This window comes from Hominiventricola filiformis, from assembly GCF_020686965.1.
Lineage (GTDB): Bacteria > Bacillota > Clostridia > Lachnospirales > Lachnospiraceae > Hominiventricola > Hominiventricola filiformis.
This window is the reverse complement of the sequence record NZ_JAJEPS010000008.1, coordinates 69,372-86,661: the sequence shown is the minus strand read 5'-3', so window position 1 is coordinate 86,661 and position 17,290 is coordinate 69,372. Positions and strand designations below refer to the sequence as shown.

24 protein-coding genes are annotated in these 17,290 nt (G+C 43.0%); all 24 read right to left on the bottom strand.

Features of this window, described 5'->3' with window-relative positions; genetic code table 11:
* Window positions 1-6: 6 nt before the first annotated feature.
* The 24 genes from LKD36_RS09575 to LKD36_RS09460 all read right to left on the bottom strand — a co-directional run bounded on the left by LKD36_RS09575 (window position 7) and on the right by LKD36_RS09460 (window position 17,289).
* Window positions 7-576, bottom strand: a complete 570-nt coding sequence (locus LKD36_RS09575) for a prepilin peptidase (RefSeq protein WP_055163339.1) — start codon at window positions 574-576, stop codon at window positions 7-9.
* On the bottom strand, window positions 560-1,162 hold the full coding sequence (locus tag LKD36_RS09570) for an MT-A70 family methyltransferase (protein ID WP_055163340.1): 603 nt from the start codon (window positions 1,160-1,162) through the stop codon (window positions 560-562). The genes LKD36_RS09575 and LKD36_RS09570 overlap by 17 nt, the downstream gene beginning before the upstream one ends.
* Entirely contained in the window at window positions 1,152-2,645 is a 1,494-nt protein-coding gene (gene dcm / locus LKD36_RS09565; RefSeq protein WP_055163341.1) for a DNA (cytosine-5-)-methyltransferase, read from the bottom strand. The genes LKD36_RS09570 and dcm overlap by 11 nt, the downstream gene beginning before the upstream one ends.
* A gap of 90 nt (window positions 2,646-2,735) precedes the next feature.
* The gene (locus LKD36_RS09560; protein ID WP_055163342.1) at window positions 2,736-3,080 is read right to left on the bottom strand and encodes a hypothetical protein; all 345 of its coding nucleotides are present in this window, start codon (window positions 3,078-3,080) and stop codon (window positions 2,736-2,738) included.
* Window positions 3,077-3,283, bottom strand: a complete 207-nt coding sequence (locus LKD36_RS09555) for a hypothetical protein (protein ID WP_055163344.1) — start codon at window positions 3,281-3,283, stop codon at window positions 3,077-3,079. Before LKD36_RS09555 ends, LKD36_RS09560 begins: the two co-directional genes overlap by 4 nt.
* Before the next feature lie 9 nt (window positions 3,284-3,292).
* Complete coding sequence (locus LKD36_RS09550; RefSeq protein WP_330429052.1) at window positions 3,293-4,129, bottom strand: conjugal transfer protein TrbL family protein; 837 nt, start codon at window positions 4,127-4,129, stop codon at window positions 3,293-3,295.
* A gap of 42 nt (window positions 4,130-4,171) precedes the next feature.
* Entirely contained in the window at window positions 4,172-4,450 is a 279-nt protein-coding gene (locus LKD36_RS09545; protein ID WP_055163348.1) for a SpoVG family protein, read from the bottom strand.
* 76 nt (window positions 4,451-4,526) lie between these two features.
* On the bottom strand, window positions 4,527-4,715 hold the full coding sequence (locus tag LKD36_RS09540; RefSeq protein ID WP_334294492.1) for a DUF6133 family protein: 189 nt from the start codon (window positions 4,713-4,715) through the stop codon (window positions 4,527-4,529).
* Between the two features lie 107 nt (window positions 4,716-4,822).
* Window positions 4,823-5,140, bottom strand: a complete 318-nt coding sequence (locus LKD36_RS09535) for a hypothetical protein (RefSeq protein WP_055163350.1) — start codon at window positions 5,138-5,140, stop codon at window positions 4,823-4,825.
* A 33-nt stretch (window positions 5,141-5,173) separates the two neighbouring features.
* Window positions 5,174-5,521, bottom strand: coding sequence for an Mbov_0395 family pilin-like conjugal transfer protein (locus LKD36_RS09530; RefSeq protein ID WP_118030282.1), 348 nt, complete (start codon window positions 5,519-5,521; stop codon window positions 5,174-5,176).
* Window positions 5,508-7,775 (bottom strand): VirD4-like conjugal transfer protein, CD1115 family, encoded by a 2,268-nt coding sequence (locus tag LKD36_RS09525; protein ID WP_308459478.1) that lies wholly within the window; start codon window positions 7,773-7,775, stop codon window positions 5,508-5,510. Before LKD36_RS09525 ends, LKD36_RS09530 begins: the two co-directional genes overlap by 14 nt.
* A gap of 20 nt (window positions 7,776-7,795) precedes the next feature.
* Complete coding sequence (locus tag LKD36_RS09520) at window positions 7,796-8,485, bottom strand: DUF7768 domain-containing protein (RefSeq protein ID WP_118763615.1); 690 nt, start codon at window positions 8,483-8,485, stop codon at window positions 7,796-7,798.
* A 17-nt stretch (window positions 8,486-8,502) separates the two neighbouring features.
* Window positions 8,503-9,345 (bottom strand): hypothetical protein, encoded by an 843-nt coding sequence (locus tag LKD36_RS09515; protein WP_055163356.1) that lies wholly within the window; start codon window positions 9,343-9,345, stop codon window positions 8,503-8,505.
* Between the two features lie 12 nt (window positions 9,346-9,357).
* The gene (locus LKD36_RS09510; protein ID WP_055163358.1) at window positions 9,358-10,059 is read right to left on the bottom strand and encodes a hypothetical protein; all 702 of its coding nucleotides are present in this window, start codon (window positions 10,057-10,059) and stop codon (window positions 9,358-9,360) included.
* A 6-nt stretch (window positions 10,060-10,065) separates the two neighbouring features.
* A complete protein-coding gene (locus LKD36_RS09505) occupies window positions 10,066-10,620 on the bottom strand; it encodes a hypothetical protein (protein WP_055163360.1) in 555 nt (184 codons plus the stop codon).
* A complete protein-coding gene (locus LKD36_RS09500) occupies window positions 10,617-10,937 on the bottom strand; it encodes a hypothetical protein (RefSeq protein WP_308459477.1) in 321 nt (106 codons plus the stop codon). The genes LKD36_RS09505 and LKD36_RS09500 overlap by 4 nt, the downstream gene beginning before the upstream one ends.
* A complete protein-coding gene (mobP3, locus tag LKD36_RS09495) occupies window positions 10,927-12,138 on the bottom strand; it encodes a MobP3 family relaxase (RefSeq protein WP_308459476.1) in 1,212 nt (403 codons plus the stop codon). The genes LKD36_RS09500 and mobP3 overlap by 11 nt, the downstream gene beginning before the upstream one ends.
* A gap of 18 nt (window positions 12,139-12,156) precedes the next feature.
* Window positions 12,157-12,639, bottom strand: coding sequence for a hypothetical protein (locus tag LKD36_RS09490; RefSeq protein WP_308459475.1), 483 nt, complete (start codon window positions 12,637-12,639; stop codon window positions 12,157-12,159).
* Window positions 12,640-12,642: 3 nt separating this feature from the next.
* Complete coding sequence (locus LKD36_RS09485; RefSeq protein WP_055163368.1) at window positions 12,643-13,149, bottom strand: hypothetical protein; 507 nt, start codon at window positions 13,147-13,149, stop codon at window positions 12,643-12,645.
* Complete coding sequence (locus LKD36_RS09480) at window positions 13,133-13,936, bottom strand: DUF5688 family protein (protein ID WP_055163370.1); 804 nt, start codon at window positions 13,934-13,936, stop codon at window positions 13,133-13,135. The genes LKD36_RS09485 and LKD36_RS09480 overlap by 17 nt, the downstream gene beginning before the upstream one ends.
* Window positions 13,920-14,921 carry a DUF5688 family protein gene (locus LKD36_RS09475; RefSeq protein ID WP_055163372.1) on the bottom strand — a complete coding sequence of 334 codons (1,002 nt, stop codon included), beginning with the start codon at window positions 14,919-14,921 and terminating at the stop codon, window positions 13,920-13,922. The genes LKD36_RS09480 and LKD36_RS09475 overlap by 17 nt, the downstream gene beginning before the upstream one ends.
* 29 nt (window positions 14,922-14,950) lie before the next feature.
* A complete protein-coding gene (locus LKD36_RS09470; protein ID WP_055163374.1) occupies window positions 14,951-15,421 on the bottom strand; it encodes a hypothetical protein in 471 nt (156 codons plus the stop codon).
* Between the two features lie 9 nt (window positions 15,422-15,430).
* Window positions 15,431-16,453 carry a hypothetical protein gene (locus LKD36_RS09465; RefSeq protein ID WP_055163376.1) on the bottom strand — a complete coding sequence of 341 codons (1,023 nt, stop codon included), beginning with the start codon at window positions 16,451-16,453 and terminating at the stop codon, window positions 15,431-15,433.
* Between the two features lie 227 nt (window positions 16,454-16,680).
* Window positions 16,681-17,289 (bottom strand): hypothetical protein, encoded by a 609-nt coding sequence (locus LKD36_RS09460; RefSeq protein WP_055163378.1) that lies wholly within the window; start codon window positions 17,287-17,289, stop codon window positions 16,681-16,683.
* Between the last annotated feature and the right edge of the window lies 1 nt (window position 17,290).

The window sequence follows — 17,290 nt, the reverse complement described above, 5'->3', positions numbered from 1 at the left end:
TTGATTTTATAAAAGCATGGCCAGCAGACACCCGATACTTAAATATGGCACTAAGGCAAATCCTTTTTCTGATTCCCTTACATATACTTTCTGTATCATGACTGCCAGGGTAAGACCTGCAATCATTGCCATATATCCTTTCTGCACGCCCATAATAAATCCACAGGCTGCCATGAGCTTGATGTCTGCGCCTCCCATGCTTCCTTCTTTGAAAAGGGCCGCTGCCAAGAATGGCAGCGGCACAAGTACAAGTCCCAGCAATGCCGGAACGAACTGTATTTCCAATAATCCAATCAGCAACAAAAGCACATGGACATAATCCGGTACAGTATGCGTGGTCAGGTCATATTCTGACGCATACAAAAGCATCTGTCCGAATAAGGTACAGACAAGCGCATGTTCATTTGTTCCATATGTTCCAAGAAAAACTGCCGTGATACAGACGGATAGAAAAGCTGTATACTTCGTTTCTCCCTGCTTTGTTACTTTCTTTAAGATCATATCCATCAGCAGGCCAGCTAAAAAGCTGGCTGCCAATATGACTGCATATTCCTTACTTTCAAACATCCATAACATTGTCCCTTCCTTTCTCTTCTCGTTCCCTTAACTGAATCAGGCTGTCTCTGATATCCATTCCATCTATCTCATTTCCTACGCATACCCAGCCCGGATAGCTCTGCCTTGCAAATAATTCCACTCTCGGCAGATTCCCGGCAAGCTCCACGATCCGTTCTCTTACAATGTCCGGCTTTTTGCTGTGTGCTTCCACCGGTGTATCTACGACACAATGTACACCTTTACTGAACCTCTTCGGGTGTCCTTTCGTTGCAATCAGGCAGAGTTCTGGGTTGGCTCTTGTCCAAAAGCCAAGTCCCCAGAACCATTTTTCGGTCTGCTTTTTGCACCGTTTTACCCAGCAGAATCCCAGTGTCTTATACTGAAATCCCCATCTGCGGATGGTCTCGAATCCCTGTTCCAAGCATGGGAATGTTACCCACAGGAACAATATGGAATCCTCTGCTGCAATCGAAGCTATATCCAGATCATAGATATCTTCAATATTCATGGTATGATAATGATTTTCGGCTGACCTACCCTGTCCTTTCCTGCTATACACCTTATAAGCCCATGGTGGGTCAACGTAGAGAATGTTAAATTTCATGGATGCAGCCCTCCATCTTCTTCAGGCGCACACCGATTTCATATACAATGTTCACTGTGACTGAATTTCCAGCCTGCTTATAGAGCTGTGCATCACTGACACCGGCTGCCTTTGCCCTGTCAAACAGAAAATCATCAAAGGCCTGCAATCTGAAACACTCTTTCGGTGTCAGCTTTCGGATTCGGCAGTACACTAAAACTCCCATATTAGCTCCAGTGAGAAGTGTCTGTGAACACTGTTTTCCCACTCTGCCTCTGCGGTAATCGCTGTCTGGATAGGACAGGTTGATTCCATCCCCATGACGCGCCATGACATACCCTTTCTTTGTAGCCTCTTTGATAGGCAGTCCCGTATAATACGGACACTGCAGCATCATTACTCCATGCCGGTCAATGGTCGTTAATGTAAACTCTGGTTCTCCATCCTCTTTGAACCGTCTGCCATTCTGTCTTTTATTCAGGCGGTCTGGTGTAAGTGCTGCCCTTGCCTCGACACATTTCTGTGTACACTTTTCATCACAGGCTTTGCAGTACATCACCCCAGAACTTTCCCCGAACCGGGTAATGCCCGAATTATAATTTGCTACGATACATCTGGCAATTCTGGTCATGTCCGGTTCCTTTTTATAAGATAAGAATCCTGCATAGTTCTTTGCTCCGCATTCTTCCTCTCCATTTTCTTTCAGGCACTCCATCCACTCCTCTGGCTTTTTTGTGTCACAAAGATACAGTCCTGTCTTTCCACCAGCACCGCCACCGGATGCAGTCAAAGTGACAGACAATCCGTTTCCATCATAGACGCGCTCGCCCTGGTATCCGCCTATAACTTTTTTAATAACCGCTCTGTTTGATCCGCTGATAGGAAATACTTTTCGTCCACGGATTCCTCCAAGATATCCAACAAGGTACACTCGTTCTCTGTGCTGTGGCACTCTGAAATCTTTTGAGTTGACACACTGCCATTCAACATCATACCCTGCTTCCCATAGGTTAGTGAGAACGGCGGTAAAATCCCCGCCTCTCTTGCTTGACAGCAGATGCTTAACATTCTCAATGATAAGGATGCCGGGTTTATTTTCGGTATCTGTGCTTTTGAGCAGGCCAACGACTGTAAAAAAAAGTCCACTTCGCTCTCCTTCAAGACCTGCCCGCTTTCCTGACAGGGAAATGTCTGTGCAAGGAAATCCAAAAGTCCAGATTTCAGCTTTTGGAATCTCTCCTGCTCTGATTTGCTTAATATCTTTTGCGAACCACTCGCCTTCACATTTGTTTCCATCACAGTGTTCCATCACCTCCGTTTTGCAGATCTTACAGCAGTTATCTTTGTCACATTGTCCATATTTACAATGCGACAGTCCATACATAGCCATATAGCTTTTGTTTGCATATTTATCAATTTCCACATGTCCAATACATTTATGTCCGCTTCGTTCCAATCCTCGTCTAAAGCCGCCTATTCCACTAAATAAGTCTAAAAATTCCAAACAGACCTCCTGTTATGGTTTGAGAGGTATTCACATTTCTTTTTCTGTCTGCCTTAGTCTAGCTTCCACACAAGATTGCATGTATTCGGATCATTCTCCCCACTCGCTAAGTGCGCGGTAAGGGTATATCTGCTGGCTCTTTGCAAAACGTATCATGTTGCCTATCTGATCTACTACGCTCTGGTTGTTCTGATCTTTTGTACACATCATGACTGAACCAAAGATCGCAGTTAATACCATGACCACTGTAAATGCTACGTTCCTGCTAAAAAGCCATATGACGGCTGCAAGTGCTCCGCCAAAAAGGGAACCGATGACACTCTGCATCAGTTCCCTTTTTCCAAACCCATTGAATAACTCATTATCCGTCTTTACTCCACTTGGGATATAAAGCGCCCAGCCTTCCCGTTCCGTAGTTCCTCCTTTCTGCCTCACGAATAGTAGTACAGAATAATATCTTTGATCTGCCAGATACTTTCCGCTATGATATAGAACAGCACTGTATTCTTTGCTCTTTTCCTGTACTGTGTGGCTTCCTCTTCTGCACTTTCCAGTCGCACCATACAATAAACGAAGCGGAAGCCTGCACCCACCCTGATTAGGGCGATGATTGCATTTGAAATATCATCAAGTGTCATAGCCGCCTCCTACTTCGCCAGATTCTTTGCCATACCTACCAGCCTTACAGAATGATAAATATTGTTGATTGCGCCACCGCCTCCGGTCGTCGGTATCAGGAAATCTCTTAGGAATGCCGGTGTCTTAATGGCAAGCACCATACAGGCCAGTCCCCAGAACACATTCATATTGATCCCGATATTTAGCATCATTCCGACACCCAGCTTGCAAAGGCATATCTGAATGACCACTGCAAGGGTGCTCTGAAAGAACTTATTGATGTAAGTCTTAAATACACCTTTATCATTATCCAGAAGTCCTACACAGGCCATGGGCATACCGATACGAAGGATCATGATTTCCAATCCTCTCATCAGGAACTGAAAGTACAGCATGAAATAGCAGATAATAAAGATAAGCCCAAAGATCGCTGTTGTCAGTCCAAGCGTAGAAATGCCATTGACCCAGGTCTGCCAGTCATACTCTGTGGATGCTCCGATTGCCGTCATCAGCTGGTCGATCAGATCTTCTGCGATTTCTCCCATCCAGCCATACATCACTGGAAAACAGACTGCCACCACCATTGCCTGCATGAACCGCACGACAAGTCCTACCGGTTCTGAATCCGGGTCACCATCCGTCCACATGACATAGCACTCAAACCCTTTTTTCAAGAATTTCAGGATAATGAGCGAAATACCAAAGCCAAGCATAATGTCAAACAGCACATCCACCATGCTTCCACCATTTGCTGCCAGCATATACTGGTCAGCATACAGTGTCATTGGCACAAGTTCCTGAAGCATTTCATCAATGTAAACGATTGCTCCATTTAATACTGCAACAATCAGCAGTACCAGTATCACTTCCAAACAATCTCACCTCCCGGTACGCCTTTTACACAGTGCTTATTCCTCATCCGCTTCATTTTCTTTTAAGCTCGCATCATAGGCATTCAGCACCGTGTTATTGATCTGGGTTCGCATTTCTGCCTTGATTGGGAAACAAACATCTCTGTACTCATCCTCTTTATCCTTCATGCTCGGCATAAATACCGTAAGTCCCTTTTCACACTCTACGATTCTTACCCCTGTCACAAGGAACGCATCTGCAAGGCAAATCGTAGCAAAGGCTTTCAGCTTTCCAGCATCTTCAAATGTCTTTGTGATCTTTGCTGTAATCTTCAAATTGTAATCTCCCTTCTTTTACATGAATACTGCCGGATGCATATGCAATCCGGCAGACTGTGTATCTTGGTCCTAACTATCCACGGTAGTTGAACAGGTTCGTGATTCTCTGGGTAAGGGTAGGAAGGATGTTGTCTTTGAATAAGGTATAAAGACCTGCTAAGAGTAACGCTCCAACCACAACAGAAATCAGGATTTTTAATGCGGTATCCACAAATCCTTCCCCTTCTTTTCTGCGAAGGATATCTGCTACTTTGTTCTTCATCTGGTTTCCTTTTACATAAGCGGTTACTGTCATGTGGTTCATGGTTTCATTAATTTTTTTCATCATAATTTTTTCCTTTCAGATTTGGTTTCGTTAATAGGTTTACTCTAACGTTCTTCTCCTGCATTCAGAGATTCTTCCGCCAGATTGGTTTCACAGTTCACATATTCTTCAATATACTGACTGCCATCTTTGCAGGTAACAACTGCTGGATATCTAACCTTCATCCCAGAGAGTGTTAGTGCATTTGAAGCATAATCTGCAATATCCCCGATATACTCCATGTCCCACTCTAATTCCTGATTTTCTGTTAGGACTTTGCACAACTCAAATACCGCATTACATACCTCATCATTTCTGGCAATCTGGTCATCGTTTAGTTCTAATTCTGCCTGTCCCTGCGCTTCATTTTGGTTCTTATCCATTCTTTTCCTTTCCCATGATTGGATAGTGTTATTTTACTGGTAATATCCAATAATGATATTGAGTGTGGCACTTCCAATGACTGCTCCGATACAGGACACAATGGCAACCACGATTCTGTTGTTCCACTTCTTCTGGTCCATCTCATCCGCAGCACTTCTTCGAATACAGAAATAGATAATCAGAAGTCCTGCAACGACTGGTGCTAAGATCATGAGCCATGAGGTCGCATCTCCGATGAGTTTCTGTGTTCCTGTTGCCAGCTTGCTTTGACTGATTCCGCTGGCATACACGGTATTCGCTTTCAGGAAGAACATAGTAAGAGCGGCAATCGCCATACGGCCTGCCGCCCTGCATTTCTTTTTCCAGTTAATCTTCTTCACTTTCTGTCTTTACTCCTCTCCGCATAAATTTTTCTGAGAACAGGGAACCTGGCTGTACGGGCATAGGCATTCCCTGTTGTTTCTGCTGTTCCTTCATCATCAGGTCCTTCATGTAATACACCCATATATTCCAAAGAGGTATCTCACCTTTAAAATCACTGATAATAGGACGCTTTCTTTCCCGTTCTTCCCTGACTTTTCGATTATGTTCCTTATCCCCAAGTCCAAGCATCTGATTAAAATACCATTTTGACAGATCTGGTGAAAGCATCATGGCAGGGTGGGAACGGGACACCACGATCTGATAAGGCCTTGATACACGTCTTATCTCATCTGTTGTTAGCAAATCTCTTGCCACTAGGCTGATAGAGCTGCTTGACGATGGATTGACATACTTTCCGTGCTGGCTGGAAAGCTGATATGCAGAACAGGTATATTTGCCAAGTTTTTCACAGATTTCTGACAGCGTTTCCTTATCATCTGCCTGCAAATAGACCCAGCTTTGGCAGTTGGATTTGACAATGGCTGCTGTCTCCTTACTGTACTTCTCTGTAAGCTGTTCAAAACTTTGCAGGAAGAAATGAAACCGCATACCTCGTCCGCCTGCAACGGTCAGTTTATTCGTCAGGTCATTGATCTTTGTGAAGTTACCAAATTCTTCCAGTACAAAATTCACACGATTTAACAACCTTCCGCCTCTTTCATCTGACTGGTGAACCAACAGCTCATAGAGCTGTGATACCATAAGGCTTGCAATCGGATAATAGGTCGTTTTTTCATCTGGCAGGATAAAGAACAATGCCTGCTTCCTCTTTCCAATATCTGCAATATCATAATCACTGTGGCTGGTAATGGAATAAACTGCCCTCGATGTAAATAACCGGAGCGTGGTAAGTGCAGAAGTATAAAAACTTCCTTTGGTACGGCTTGGTGCAACATCCGAAATGGATAACAACGCTCTGGCCGGATGCCCCGGTTTCAGTTTCTTCACATACTCCTGCATTGGGGCCTTATTCCCTACTGCTTTACACATCTCTGCAACGAACCAGTAAACATTTGTCAGGTTCTGATACTCTGGCCGCTTTGCATTATCCACCACGACACATAGAATCGCTGCCGCAATCGTGGACTTTTCTCCATTTTCCCAGATCTTCTCATTGCTGGTGTTATCACCGACCAGAATATTGGTAATGTCCCACGCATACATTTCTGCCTTATCCATCTCATTTCGGTTCACTGCATCAATGATCGGCTGCAACAGATTATATCTGGTACTCTTTTCTGGATTTTTAAAGTCGATACAGATGACATCATATCCCAGCTTTTCCAATAAGATGGCGGCATACTGATAGAGTTCTGCCTTTGGATCACTGATCACCATACTTTCTCCTGCAAGCGCCATCAGACAGATGGACTGCAATACCAGTGTCCTTGTCTTTCCGGAACGTGTCGCACCGATTGTAATGGTATGGGTATCGTCTGCAATGTAATAGATCTTTTCCTTTTTCCCACACTTCTCCATGCCGATCACGATACCACCCTCTTTTATCAGGCGGTATGGGTCTGGACCACCAGACAATTCCTTCTTTTGGGTCTTGGTCTGTACTGAAAGATCCTCTGGTACAGCTGTCTCGTCCTGTATCTCCTTCGTTTCCTGCTCTGTGGAATCTCTATGGTATTCATACTCTACCATTTCAAATCCCTCTTCTTCTGGTCTTGTCATTTTCTCCTTTTGCTTCGTCTCTCTTGTCGTTTCCTCATGTATAGGAACGGGGATATCGGAAAGCTCTCTGTACTCCTGCTCTCCAACATCCCCGGTATCCGCATGATCTGCGTTATTTATGAAATCCAGTCCATCATACCCTGTTGCTATCAATTCTTTGATAACCGGGTTGGATGGATCTAAGTTATACGCTTCAAATACTTTCTCTTTTTCTTCCTCTTTTAACCAGCGTGAGGAACCATGCTGATACTGTCCCACCGGTACCGGTATCTCAATATCGTCCGTTACCTTCATCAAATCAGACTGGTAAGACCTGCTGTTCTGTACAAAGAACAACACACAGCACAGTATTACAAAACATTCAAAGGATAAGAACAGCATTCCCTGTCTCTGTTCTGTAAAAAGTCCGCTTATGCACTCCCACAAGGGGACCAGCGTAAAAGTGACTGCTTCCCTCGATAACATCTTATGCATGGCAGCACTGAAGAACAGATTCAACAGCGTTCCCAGTCCTGCCAGAATACTTCCCAAAATCAGTTTTTCTTTCTTCTTTATGGCTCTATCCCTTCCTCTTCTGTTTCACTGGTGCTCTGCGATTCCTGATTGGTATATCCGAACTGATACTGTTTCTGTACTTCTTCCAAAACTTCCTTTCTTACGATTCCTGCAAAATCCTGCCGGTAAAAGCTGGTCTGTTCCCCATCATACATATTAGTTGCGAACACTCTTCTGCCTCTGGCACTTGGACTGCACCCAAAACCGCCTGTTGCAAGCCATAACTGAAATGGTCTGCTTCGGTATTCTTCTTTTAGGGCATCATAATTCATGACCAAGATCTTGCCTTCATAATTCTGTTCCTGACTATCCGGCTCACAGGAATGACGCCCCAGCAGTTGGTTCTCATCTGCACTGATTGGATAAAACTCCTTTTCCTCTGGATGCTCTATCTCAAAGATAGGGATATGATGCTCCTTTGCATATGCAATTTCAGAAGCCATTCCCTGTGTGATTCTATTTCCCATGACCCATAGTTCCTCACACTTATCCAGCATGGCAAGCCCTAACTGCAATCCTTTTTCCCTTTCCTCTGGAATGGTATCACGATAGAACTGTGTGAAATACAGATGGGGCGCAAATGCGATCACGCCCAATTCACTTGCCGTTTTACAATATTCTGTGGCACGTTTCATGTTCTCTTCATAGTTCCCACGAAGGGGACTGCACAAATATACAAGCTTCAATCTGCCTTCCTTTCCCTTCAGTAGCCAAACTCAATCTGTTCTCCATACTCATCATCCTCTTCATATCCCTGACTTTCTTCTTGTGTCATGTTTTCCTCAAATTCCTGTAGTTTCTCTTCCTGCTCTGTGTTCTGCATCTGTGACTTCTCTTGATCAAGCTGTTCCTGTAGAAATAGATTGATGGGTGCTTTCACATCTGGTATCTGCTCCTGCTCTGACACGATCGCATTGTAATCCGTCCGATAGGTTGGATAACACTGGCATATCGTAGCATTCAGACTTTCTTCTGATATGATCCATTCTTTGCATTCTGGAAACACAGTCTTTAATTCATGTAAAGCAATCGCTCCTGCCTGTAGGGGAAAATGGTAATATCCGTTCTCATTTCTGGCAAATTCACAGGCATAAGGTGTCAGAAAATGTTCTGCAAGCTGTTCTGCCACAAGCAGCTGCATTTCATTCCCACCAGTCAGATAAATGCCATCCCGCGCACAACAGATAACATACTCTGTCTCTGCTGGCGGTGCAATCTTTGCAAAAAGGCTGTCCGCTGCGCCTGAACCATTTCCTCTGATCTGCTCCATCTGTTTTGCGGCTGCAATCTCCATTTTTCTGGCTAGGGCTGCTCTTTTCTGCATCATTTCATACAATGGCATTTCCATGGTGTCCCCTTTGGGATAATACAGACAGCCGTCTGCTTCCTTTCCTGCCTCGACTGTCTTTTCTGAAAAGACTTCCTCTGCACGTTCCTTGGGCACAACAATCCCTTCCCCGTTCTCCCCGATCATAAAGTAAATATCCAGCGCAATTTCAATACAGAGATTGATATTGCCCCAGATACTTTCGCCCTGTGGCTGCATACTGACCGCCTCCTATCTTTCCATGCCGTTTCCCATATTTCCAAAGGAAATGGCATCTAATAGCTTCGACATATCAAATCTTTTTTCTTCTTTATGCAGTTCCGGCAATAACTCTTCCATACGGTTCACCAGTTTTCCTACCTCTTCCAACTGGTCCTGGGATAAAGACTCATCCTGTGTGCTGACCTTTATCAAGCCGTCATAAAGAATCTTTAATTCACTCTCCGTAAATAACTTCTTTTCGTCAACAAGACCGCTCCGCACTGCAAAACTCTCAAATGCTTCCTCTTTGTTATAAAAATACTGTCTCTGAATTGGTCTGTTATTGTTCTGTGTATCCTGTTTATAGGTTGAAAGCACATATCCTAGAAGGGGATGCTGCTTGCAGGCAAGAATCACACCGTTATGCTCGTTGAGCTTCATCACGTTATTGTTTAGTTTTTCTGTCTTTTGATCATCATAAGGCTTGTCATTACAGATACCGCATAAGCTGACCGTAGCCTTTGCAATACTCCATAAACGTTCCATCTGTTTCTCCGGGATATCCTCAAAGGGATTTTTCTCGATCATGTCATTCTTGGTATAAAATGCAACCGTTTTCCCTTTAAAAAGAATATCCACCACATAATCCGGGGATGATGGCTTATCTACACCAAACCCTTTTTTCTCCAATTCTTCAAAAAATGCTTTATAAAACTCTACCTTTGATTTCATGTAATCTTACCTCTCCATTTCTTCATCTTCCCAGCTTGCGTTCAAGACTTCTTCACTTTCTTTCATCTGTTCATATCTGGTAAATTCAGTCACATTCAACAGCTTATAACCAAAGGGCAGGATATGTTCTCTCTCCAATAATTTCATTTTAGCTGTTTCCAGCTGGGAACAGTATGCGCCCTGGTTCAGCCCCTTCCTGTTCGCATCATAGTTCCACACCACATACTCCATGCGGTTGTCCTGCATCAGCTTTGCTGCAAGTACCGCATCACCAAAACCCCCGATTTTCCGATATCCATTTACTCCTAGCGAATCCAAGCTTTCAGACCTTTCAAACTGTACCCGAAAACCATAGGCTCGCTGTATCGCATCCTGGATCTGGTATTCTTTTTCCAACGGAACACTGTCATTGATGTGATAACCGCCATCCCTGACCCTTGCATACGCAATCCCCTCTGCATCACAGATAATTGAATACTCCGATTCCTTATCATCCATTCTCAAATCAAGTCCGATATACTCCAGCAATTCTTTCAGGTAATTCTTTTCTACTGGGTTCATACATATCCTTTCTCTCTAAGTTCAGCGGCATATTTCGCTCCATATTTCATTTCTGCTGTCACGAGCAACATTTCCATTCCTTTTTCTAACTGTTTTCCTGCATCTGACTTCTTCCTTACAGATTCCCTATACTGTTTCTGTATCTCCTCGACTGGACGGAACGCATCACTATGCCCCATCAGTCTTTTATAGAAATACCATGCACAGTCACCGGGAACTGCTCCCATGATGCAGCCTTTCCTTTTCCCTGCAAAGATATAAGGACACCCAGTACATGGATGTCCCTGCTTTGCAGATACCTTTTTATCAATGTTCATATCCTTTATCCTGATTCTTTATAAACAATTCCTTTTTTGCCTCCTTCGACAATTCACCTGCTATATTCTGTTGCCTGTTAAATGCTTCTTCCTGTTCCGATGCAGCCTGCGCCAGCATATCCATAGCCTCCATTATGATCCTTGATGCCAAATACTCCCGATGTTTTGCAAGATAAGCGGCGCCCTTCTCTTCCTTTTCCAAACGACAGATAGTCTTTACCCCTGATAAGATACGGTTCGCCAGTATCTTTTTAGCCTCTTTCCCATATTTTTCCTTTTGGGATTTCAGCCATTTGTTATCTGTAGCATACAGTTCTGAAAGCTTATATTTTGCATCTACATAGCAGTCAAAACATTTCCTGATTTCTGGAACTTCTGACAAAAGAAACTCTACCAATTGATCTGTCATTTCTTTGCAGTCCTGTGGCAATAGCTGGTAGGCGATTCTTCCCTGCTCCGGGATCAGGTCTCTTAATGCGAACAGCTTATCTGCCAACTGCTCCAGCACTTTCGTATCAAAGGATATTCCCATCTCAAGCTCATCCTCTAATACTTTTCCAGCCATCTTATATCTGCCCGGATTTCTGCACCGTAAGTCATTTTCAAACTCTGCCACCAGCTCATTTGTGATCTGACGCATATTTTTTATGGCTTCATCCTTCTGTTTTGCAAAAGCAAGTATCTTCTCCGAAAATGTGTCCTTGATCATCTGTTTTCGGATCGCATCCGGTATCTTTGGACTGGTAAAAGGATTCTTTGCACAGACTGTGTTATCCCAGAACACGATATGCACATGTGGGTGGCTCTTTTCCCCATGGACGGATGCTGCCCATTGCAGATGTTCCCGTTTGATGCCATTTTTTTCTGCAATGGTCATGATGTGATTTTCTACATACCTCTGCCAGCTTTTTTGATCCTTCAGCAGTAATTCTTTTGCGGTCTCTTCTGTGAAGGATACGACACTGCGGTACATCACGATTCCTTTTTTTGAGTTGGCATATACCTTTTTGGCAACTTCTTTCCAGTCCTCAAACTCTGTCAGTGTTCCCGGTTCCAGTTTTCCAAAAAGGCCATGACTGCCGGCTTCATTCTTCATAACCCTTGGCCTGGTGGCAATGTAGCGGATATGTGCATAATTCGCACCTGCCGTATCCTTAAAATTCGGATTGCGGTGCCTCTGCTTATAAAACAGAATTGACATACGGATGTACTCCTTATCCTATCGTTCCCATTCATCGTCAAGATTCTGCGATTCTGCCTCTTCTTCCTCGTTGCATACTCTGGTATATTCAGACATTGCTGCACTATAGCGCACGACTTCTTCTATCAACCCTGGTATTCCTTCTTTACTGCTTGCTCCCATATGATCATACTTCTGATAAAAATGAAATGCTCCGTTCTCTTCCGGGTGCAGCATATCTAAAAATTCAGAATATCCATAAGGGCAGGCTCTTCTAACTGCATGGCAGGCTCGGACCACGTCTGCAAGGTTATCTTCTGCTCCAACTCGTGAAACAATCTCATTGCCAATATCTTCCAGACCTTCCATCTCAATTTTAAGTGTATCCGTGCCTTTTGCTGTAATCTGTGCAACAGACTGACGGACACCAATTGATGCAAGCTGTTCTGCAAGGTCGTCCATTCTAAGTGGGAACTGGGTGTGCAGGGTGTTGCGTCCATTTTCTATAAAAACATCAATCATACGTTACTGCTCCATTTCTTCATCAAATTCATCGTCTAAGTCATTCTGCATTTGTTGAAATCTTTCGTGAAACTGCTTTGTCTTTTCATAAGAGGACACATCTAGCAACAGCTCTGGTATGCCCTTCTCATTTTTCTGTATCTGCACCTTCATGTTGCCACCTGATATGAAGATCGCATTTAAGGCAACTTCCAACCACGGATAGCCTAATCTGGAAAGTTCGTGTGGTGTAGGGCTTGTCCTGCTGTTCCATGCAAAGACATTATGTGCAAGGGATAAAAGGTGCATCTGACTTTCTTCCAGTTTTCCCTTGCAAAGTCTCTTGATCTTATCAAACGTGATTCCTTCATGGTCCACGCACTTTGCAGCTGCTTCGAACATTTCCGGTACACTGGATAAAATATAAAAGGCTGCCCGATAGTCTGCGTCTAACTGCTTTCCTTCGGTCAGCCCTATAAGATACTGGTATCTCTCTGCCTGATTTAGTGGTTGGTTACTGTTCTTCTCCATAATCTTCTTCCTCATACTCCTGCGTATTTGCTCCTGTTGCATCCACACAACAACACATTTGCTGCAACTGTGCTCTCAATTCCTTTGTCTGCTCTGGATCTGTTACCATCTTTAGCATATGTTCCTGATAATCATAGCAATACACCTCGTCCGACAAAATATCCTGTGAAAACAATTGCTGATTCGCTTGAATCACTACGCTCTGCCAATCCCTGGCACTGATTTCTCCGGTATCTTTCGTTAATAGTGTTTCATGCTCACTGCTTGGTAAGATGAAAATATTGCTCTGCATGTTTGATGCCAGTTTCTCCAGTAATCCCGGATAGAGGATTGCTGCTGCGCCGTCTGTTTTTGTATCATTTGACAAAACATACATTTTGTATGGTTCAAATTCGATTTCAAGACTTTCACTATCCTGTTCCACATCATCTAATCCAAATATCAGCCGTCCTATCATCTCATCCATTTCCATGATCCTGAGTGGAAAAAGCCGGGGCATATTTTGAAGTGCCTGTTGGTATACTTCCTCAAGTGTCTTTCCCCATGTTTCCAGGTAACGTGGTTCAATTCCAAAATACCCATTCTCATTATCTTTTTTTCCAGTGAATATCCGAATAGCTGCCGTGAGATCTGTTCCTTCAATATCCATAGACAGATTGCCTTTGAGCTGCTCTATTCTCTGTTCTTTGCTGTGAAGGGTAATACAAAGCCTGTCCTTTATCTCTTCATAGTCCAACTTATCATAATCTGCTGGCAGCATTTTCTCCCCATTAGCGCTCTTCTCCATAATCTTCTTTCTTTCCCGGTGAACATTCCATTGCCTGCTGAAGAATTTTGATAATGACATCCTGTGTATTTTCCGGATTTGTTGACATGGAAAGTTCCCCTTTTTCTTTGCTGTAGTAATATACCTGATCTGAGAGATAATTTTCTGGCTCTAAGCACTGAATATTATGTATCAGGACCATACTATGTATGGATTCTAAATTTTTCATCATTCCTTCCGGATAGACCACAATATTATCTACATCCATTGGTAAAAGATAGAAACCTTCCTGTAATCGCTCTGCGATACTATGAAGCATACCTTCTTCCATAATTGTGGCAGCCCCATAAAATGCTTCCTTGTTGGTAAATACATAACTGCTGTATTTATTCATTTTCTCTGGCAGTTCCGAAAATGTCTCCTCCGGCATAGCAAAATCACTGTTTAACTCAACAATCTGAAGCGTACTCAACTGATTCATATTGTGAAAAGCAAATTCATGTATGCGGTTCTCGTCCACTCCCCACGTTTCCATCATCTGCTTACTTACCTTGATACTGCCAACGATATTTGCAACCTGCTGTTTGACACGATAAATAATTGCAAGGTCTGTTCCTTCCACATTACGATAGATAAGATCTTCTAAATTCTCTCCTGCACGTCTGGTACACACCAATTCAGGGACAATGATTTCCTTTACCTCTTCCCAATTCATTATTTTTTGAATATCAATCTCATCATCTCTTTTCAGGTAAGGAATCAGAGACTGTAAACATCTAATCATTGTTTTCTCAAAAGAATTGCTTTTCACATAATCTGCATATAGATCTTTACAATTTAATGATGCACCACTATTCCTATCCGGCATACGCATAATGATTGCATCTACATTTCCCTCTGCCTTTGGAACACCCATGATATCGACTATGGCATTCTTATATTTCTCCGGTGCATATACGGTCACTTCCGTTACCAGTTTTTCCTTAAATTCTTCATAGGATAACATTTCAATCCTCCAATCTTTACTCTTCTGTTTTATAATTTATCTGCTGTATTTCTTAAATTACCGGTATCCTCTAAAAAGCTGTTGATCTGAAAATCCTTTTTCTGCATATAATCGACTCCCAGTTTTACTGCTTCGGAAAGCATCTGGTCAAAGTCGTCCTCACTGCCTTCATTGGCAAGGTTCATCAATACCTTGATCAGTAAGAAGAACATTGCACCGTTGATTTTTCCTACCTTCATTAGCATTTTTGCTAATCGGTCAGCATCATGATCCACAATAGCTTTGATTTCATCCACATGATACACTGCTGTCAGTTCCTGTCGGATTATCTGTGCTATGAAGTCTATGTCCTCCCGATTTCCTTCAATAGAAAGACCCTTATCAACATATCCCCTTACCAGTTCCGATGCTGTCGTATGCTTCTTGGCTGCCAGCTTATCCAAGGATTCCAGTGTCTCTGTACTGAAATTGATGGAGCGTTTTTGTGTATTCTTTGCCATAGATACCTCTTATTCTTCCAGATCACGTTCGATACAGGTTTCATAATATGCCGATGACAGCAGACTGGTCTCATAAAGATTTATTACATCCTGAAAGTTCTCTTCAATCAGTCTGGCTTCTTCTTTACTGCACTCTCGTATGTTTCCTTTTCCTACTTTATAAGTACTGACTTCTACTTTCAGTTCCAGATAATCTTCATTTGATTCATATGCCTCAAATAATTCCGATGCCCTAAGTGCTTCTTCTTTTCCAAACCCAGACAGAATGATTTGATTGCTGCCATAATCGCTATGAACATCTGCCATAGAATAAATAAGGCACTGCCTATCCAGATGCAGCGGTCTTAAAATCTCCTCTGCCCTCTGATTATGCAGTGCCGTATAAACAAGATACACTTCTGAATAATTCCGGATGGATGTCTTATCTGATATAGACAAATTCGGCATACTTTCCACAAATCCATACTGTAACAGCTCAAGTCTGATCTGCTGCTTTCCATAGTCCTGTTGAAAAAGTTCCCATCCTTTTTCTTTATCCTCACAGCCATACTCCATATCTCCTGCTTTAATGCTTTCCCCTATCAAGGCATACAATACTTCTGGATTCGTAGTAGCACACACAATTTTCATACTGGAATGTTCTTTCCATTCATTACAGCTATATAAAATCTGTATCTGCATTCTGTTCCCATCACGGTTGTTGTTTTCCTGCCGTTCTGACAACATGGTTTTCCTCAGGACACTTTCATCCTGATCCAATATTATGACCTGTGCTTTAATCTGAGTCTCCAATAATGTTTTTTCATAAGGAGACAGATCGTTATACTCCAATTCCACTTTCCCATCCTGTACCCAGAAAAATATTCCATCTTTATTCTCATGTTTTTTTTCTGACTCTTCGGAGAAATAAAAGCAGGTATGAAAGTCTGCTCTCTTTGCTTCTTCTAACGTATGTGTCTCCCTGATTGTTCCAGATGCAACATCCGCAATTCCAATCCACATCTCCTGTCCATGAAACACTGCCTGTTTCAAATTGCAAACCTCCTTCCGGTTCTCTATGTTTCTCATGGGTTCTCTTTGGAATACCCTATCTTACCTAAGAACCCCGTTACAGGCTTTGCCTGTAAGCTGTTTTCTCGGTGGGTGGAACCCACCTATTCCTGCCTTAACCACCAAGCTGAGCTTGGTGTCAAGTCCGGGGCGTGCCTGCGGCATCCCCCGGACGCAGAGCGTCCTTTCTCAAAAAAGCGGAAAAGAAATCATCTCTCCTGCTCCATATCCAGACTGTTCCCTGCCAAATGCTCCTCTGTCAACACACTTTTCTCCTGTGGTTCCAGCTTTCCCATAATGCTGCCAACTGCCTCAATATCCTGTTCCTCAGATATTTGATGTAGATTCTCCTGCAAAAACCCAGTCAAAAACGTTGCCTCATTCTCACTTAGTTCAACAGTGCGATTATTCTTTTCATAGCTGCATCCTCTGCCATTTAGCATAAGTAAACACTCTGCACCAATCTGTGACATTCTGAAGAACGCATCTGCACTTTCTTCTAAAGTCTTACCTGTGGCGAACCGATCTCTGTGGACTTTACCTTTTTCAACATATATCAGTGTGATATCAAGATAAATTCCCTCGCTGCCTCCAAAGTTAGGCACACATTCGGCAATATCATAGTCTGGCAGTTCATCTTCTAACTTTCCATCCATGCCTGGCAGAAAATACTCATCCGGCAGCAATCCCTTACTCTCCAGATGTGCTTTTAACTGTTCAAATGCTTCTCCTCTGGTAATCATCCCCAGATGCTTTACTCTGTGGTTTTCATCCGGTTCACTCCATTTATCAACCTCAATACTTTTTATCTTTTCCATT

What these genes read in the sequence shown, in the direction of transcription:
- LKD36_RS09575 (WP_055163339.1), bottom strand. Translation starts at nt 576, where the DNA reads ATGTTATGGATGTTTGAAAGTAAGGAATATGCAGTCATATTGGCAGCC.
- LKD36_RS09570 (WP_055163340.1), bottom strand. Translation starts at nt 1,162, where the DNA reads ATGAAATTTAACATTCTCTACGTTGACCCACCATGGGCTTATAAGGTG.
- LKD36_RS09555 (WP_055163344.1), bottom strand. Translation starts at nt 3,283, where the DNA reads ATGACACTTGATGATATTTCAAATGCAATCATCGCCCTAATCAGGGTG.
- LKD36_RS09540 (WP_334294492.1), bottom strand. Translation starts at nt 4,715, where the DNA reads ATGAAGAACAAAGTAGCAGATATCCTTCGCAGAAAAGAAGGGGAAGGA.
- LKD36_RS09535 (WP_055163350.1), bottom strand. Translation starts at nt 5,140, where the DNA reads ATGGATAAGAACCAAAATGAAGCGCAGGGACAGGCAGAATTAGAACTA.
- LKD36_RS09515 (WP_055163356.1), bottom strand. Translation starts at nt 9,345, where the DNA reads ATGCAGCCACAGGGCGAAAGTATCTGGGGCAATATCAATCTCTGTATT.
- LKD36_RS09510 (WP_055163358.1), bottom strand. Translation starts at nt 10,059, where the DNA reads ATGAAATCAAAGGTAGAGTTTTATAAAGCATTTTTTGAAGAATTGGAG.
- LKD36_RS09505 (WP_055163360.1), bottom strand. Translation starts at nt 10,620, where the DNA reads ATGAACCCAGTAGAAAAGAATTACCTGAAAGAATTGCTGGAGTATATC.
- LKD36_RS09500 (WP_308459477.1), bottom strand. Translation starts at nt 10,937, where the DNA reads ATGAACATTGATAAAAAGGTATCTGCAAAGCAGGGACATCCATGTACT.
- mobP3 (WP_308459476.1), bottom strand. Translation starts at nt 12,138, where the DNA reads ATGTCAATTCTGTTTTATAAGCAGAGGCACCGCAATCCGAATTTTAAG.
- LKD36_RS09490 (WP_308459475.1), bottom strand. Translation starts at nt 12,639, where the DNA reads ATGATTGATGTTTTTATAGAAAATGGACGCAACACCCTGCACACCCAG.
- LKD36_RS09485 (WP_055163368.1), bottom strand. Translation starts at nt 13,149, where the DNA reads ATGGAGAAGAACAGTAACCAACCACTAAATCAGGCAGAGAGATACCAG.
- LKD36_RS09480 (WP_055163370.1), bottom strand. Translation starts at nt 13,936, where the DNA reads ATGGAGAAGAGCGCTAATGGGGAGAAAATGCTGCCAGCAGATTATGAT.
- LKD36_RS09475 (WP_055163372.1), bottom strand. Translation starts at nt 14,921, where the DNA reads ATGTTATCCTATGAAGAATTTAAGGAAAAACTGGTAACGGAAGTGACC.
- LKD36_RS09470 (WP_055163374.1), bottom strand. Translation starts at nt 15,421, where the DNA reads ATGGCAAAGAATACACAAAAACGCTCCATCAATTTCAGTACAGAGACA.
- LKD36_RS09460 (WP_055163378.1), bottom strand. Translation starts at nt 17,289, where the DNA reads ATGGAAAAGATAAAAAGTATTGAGGTTGATAAATGGAGTGAACCGGAT.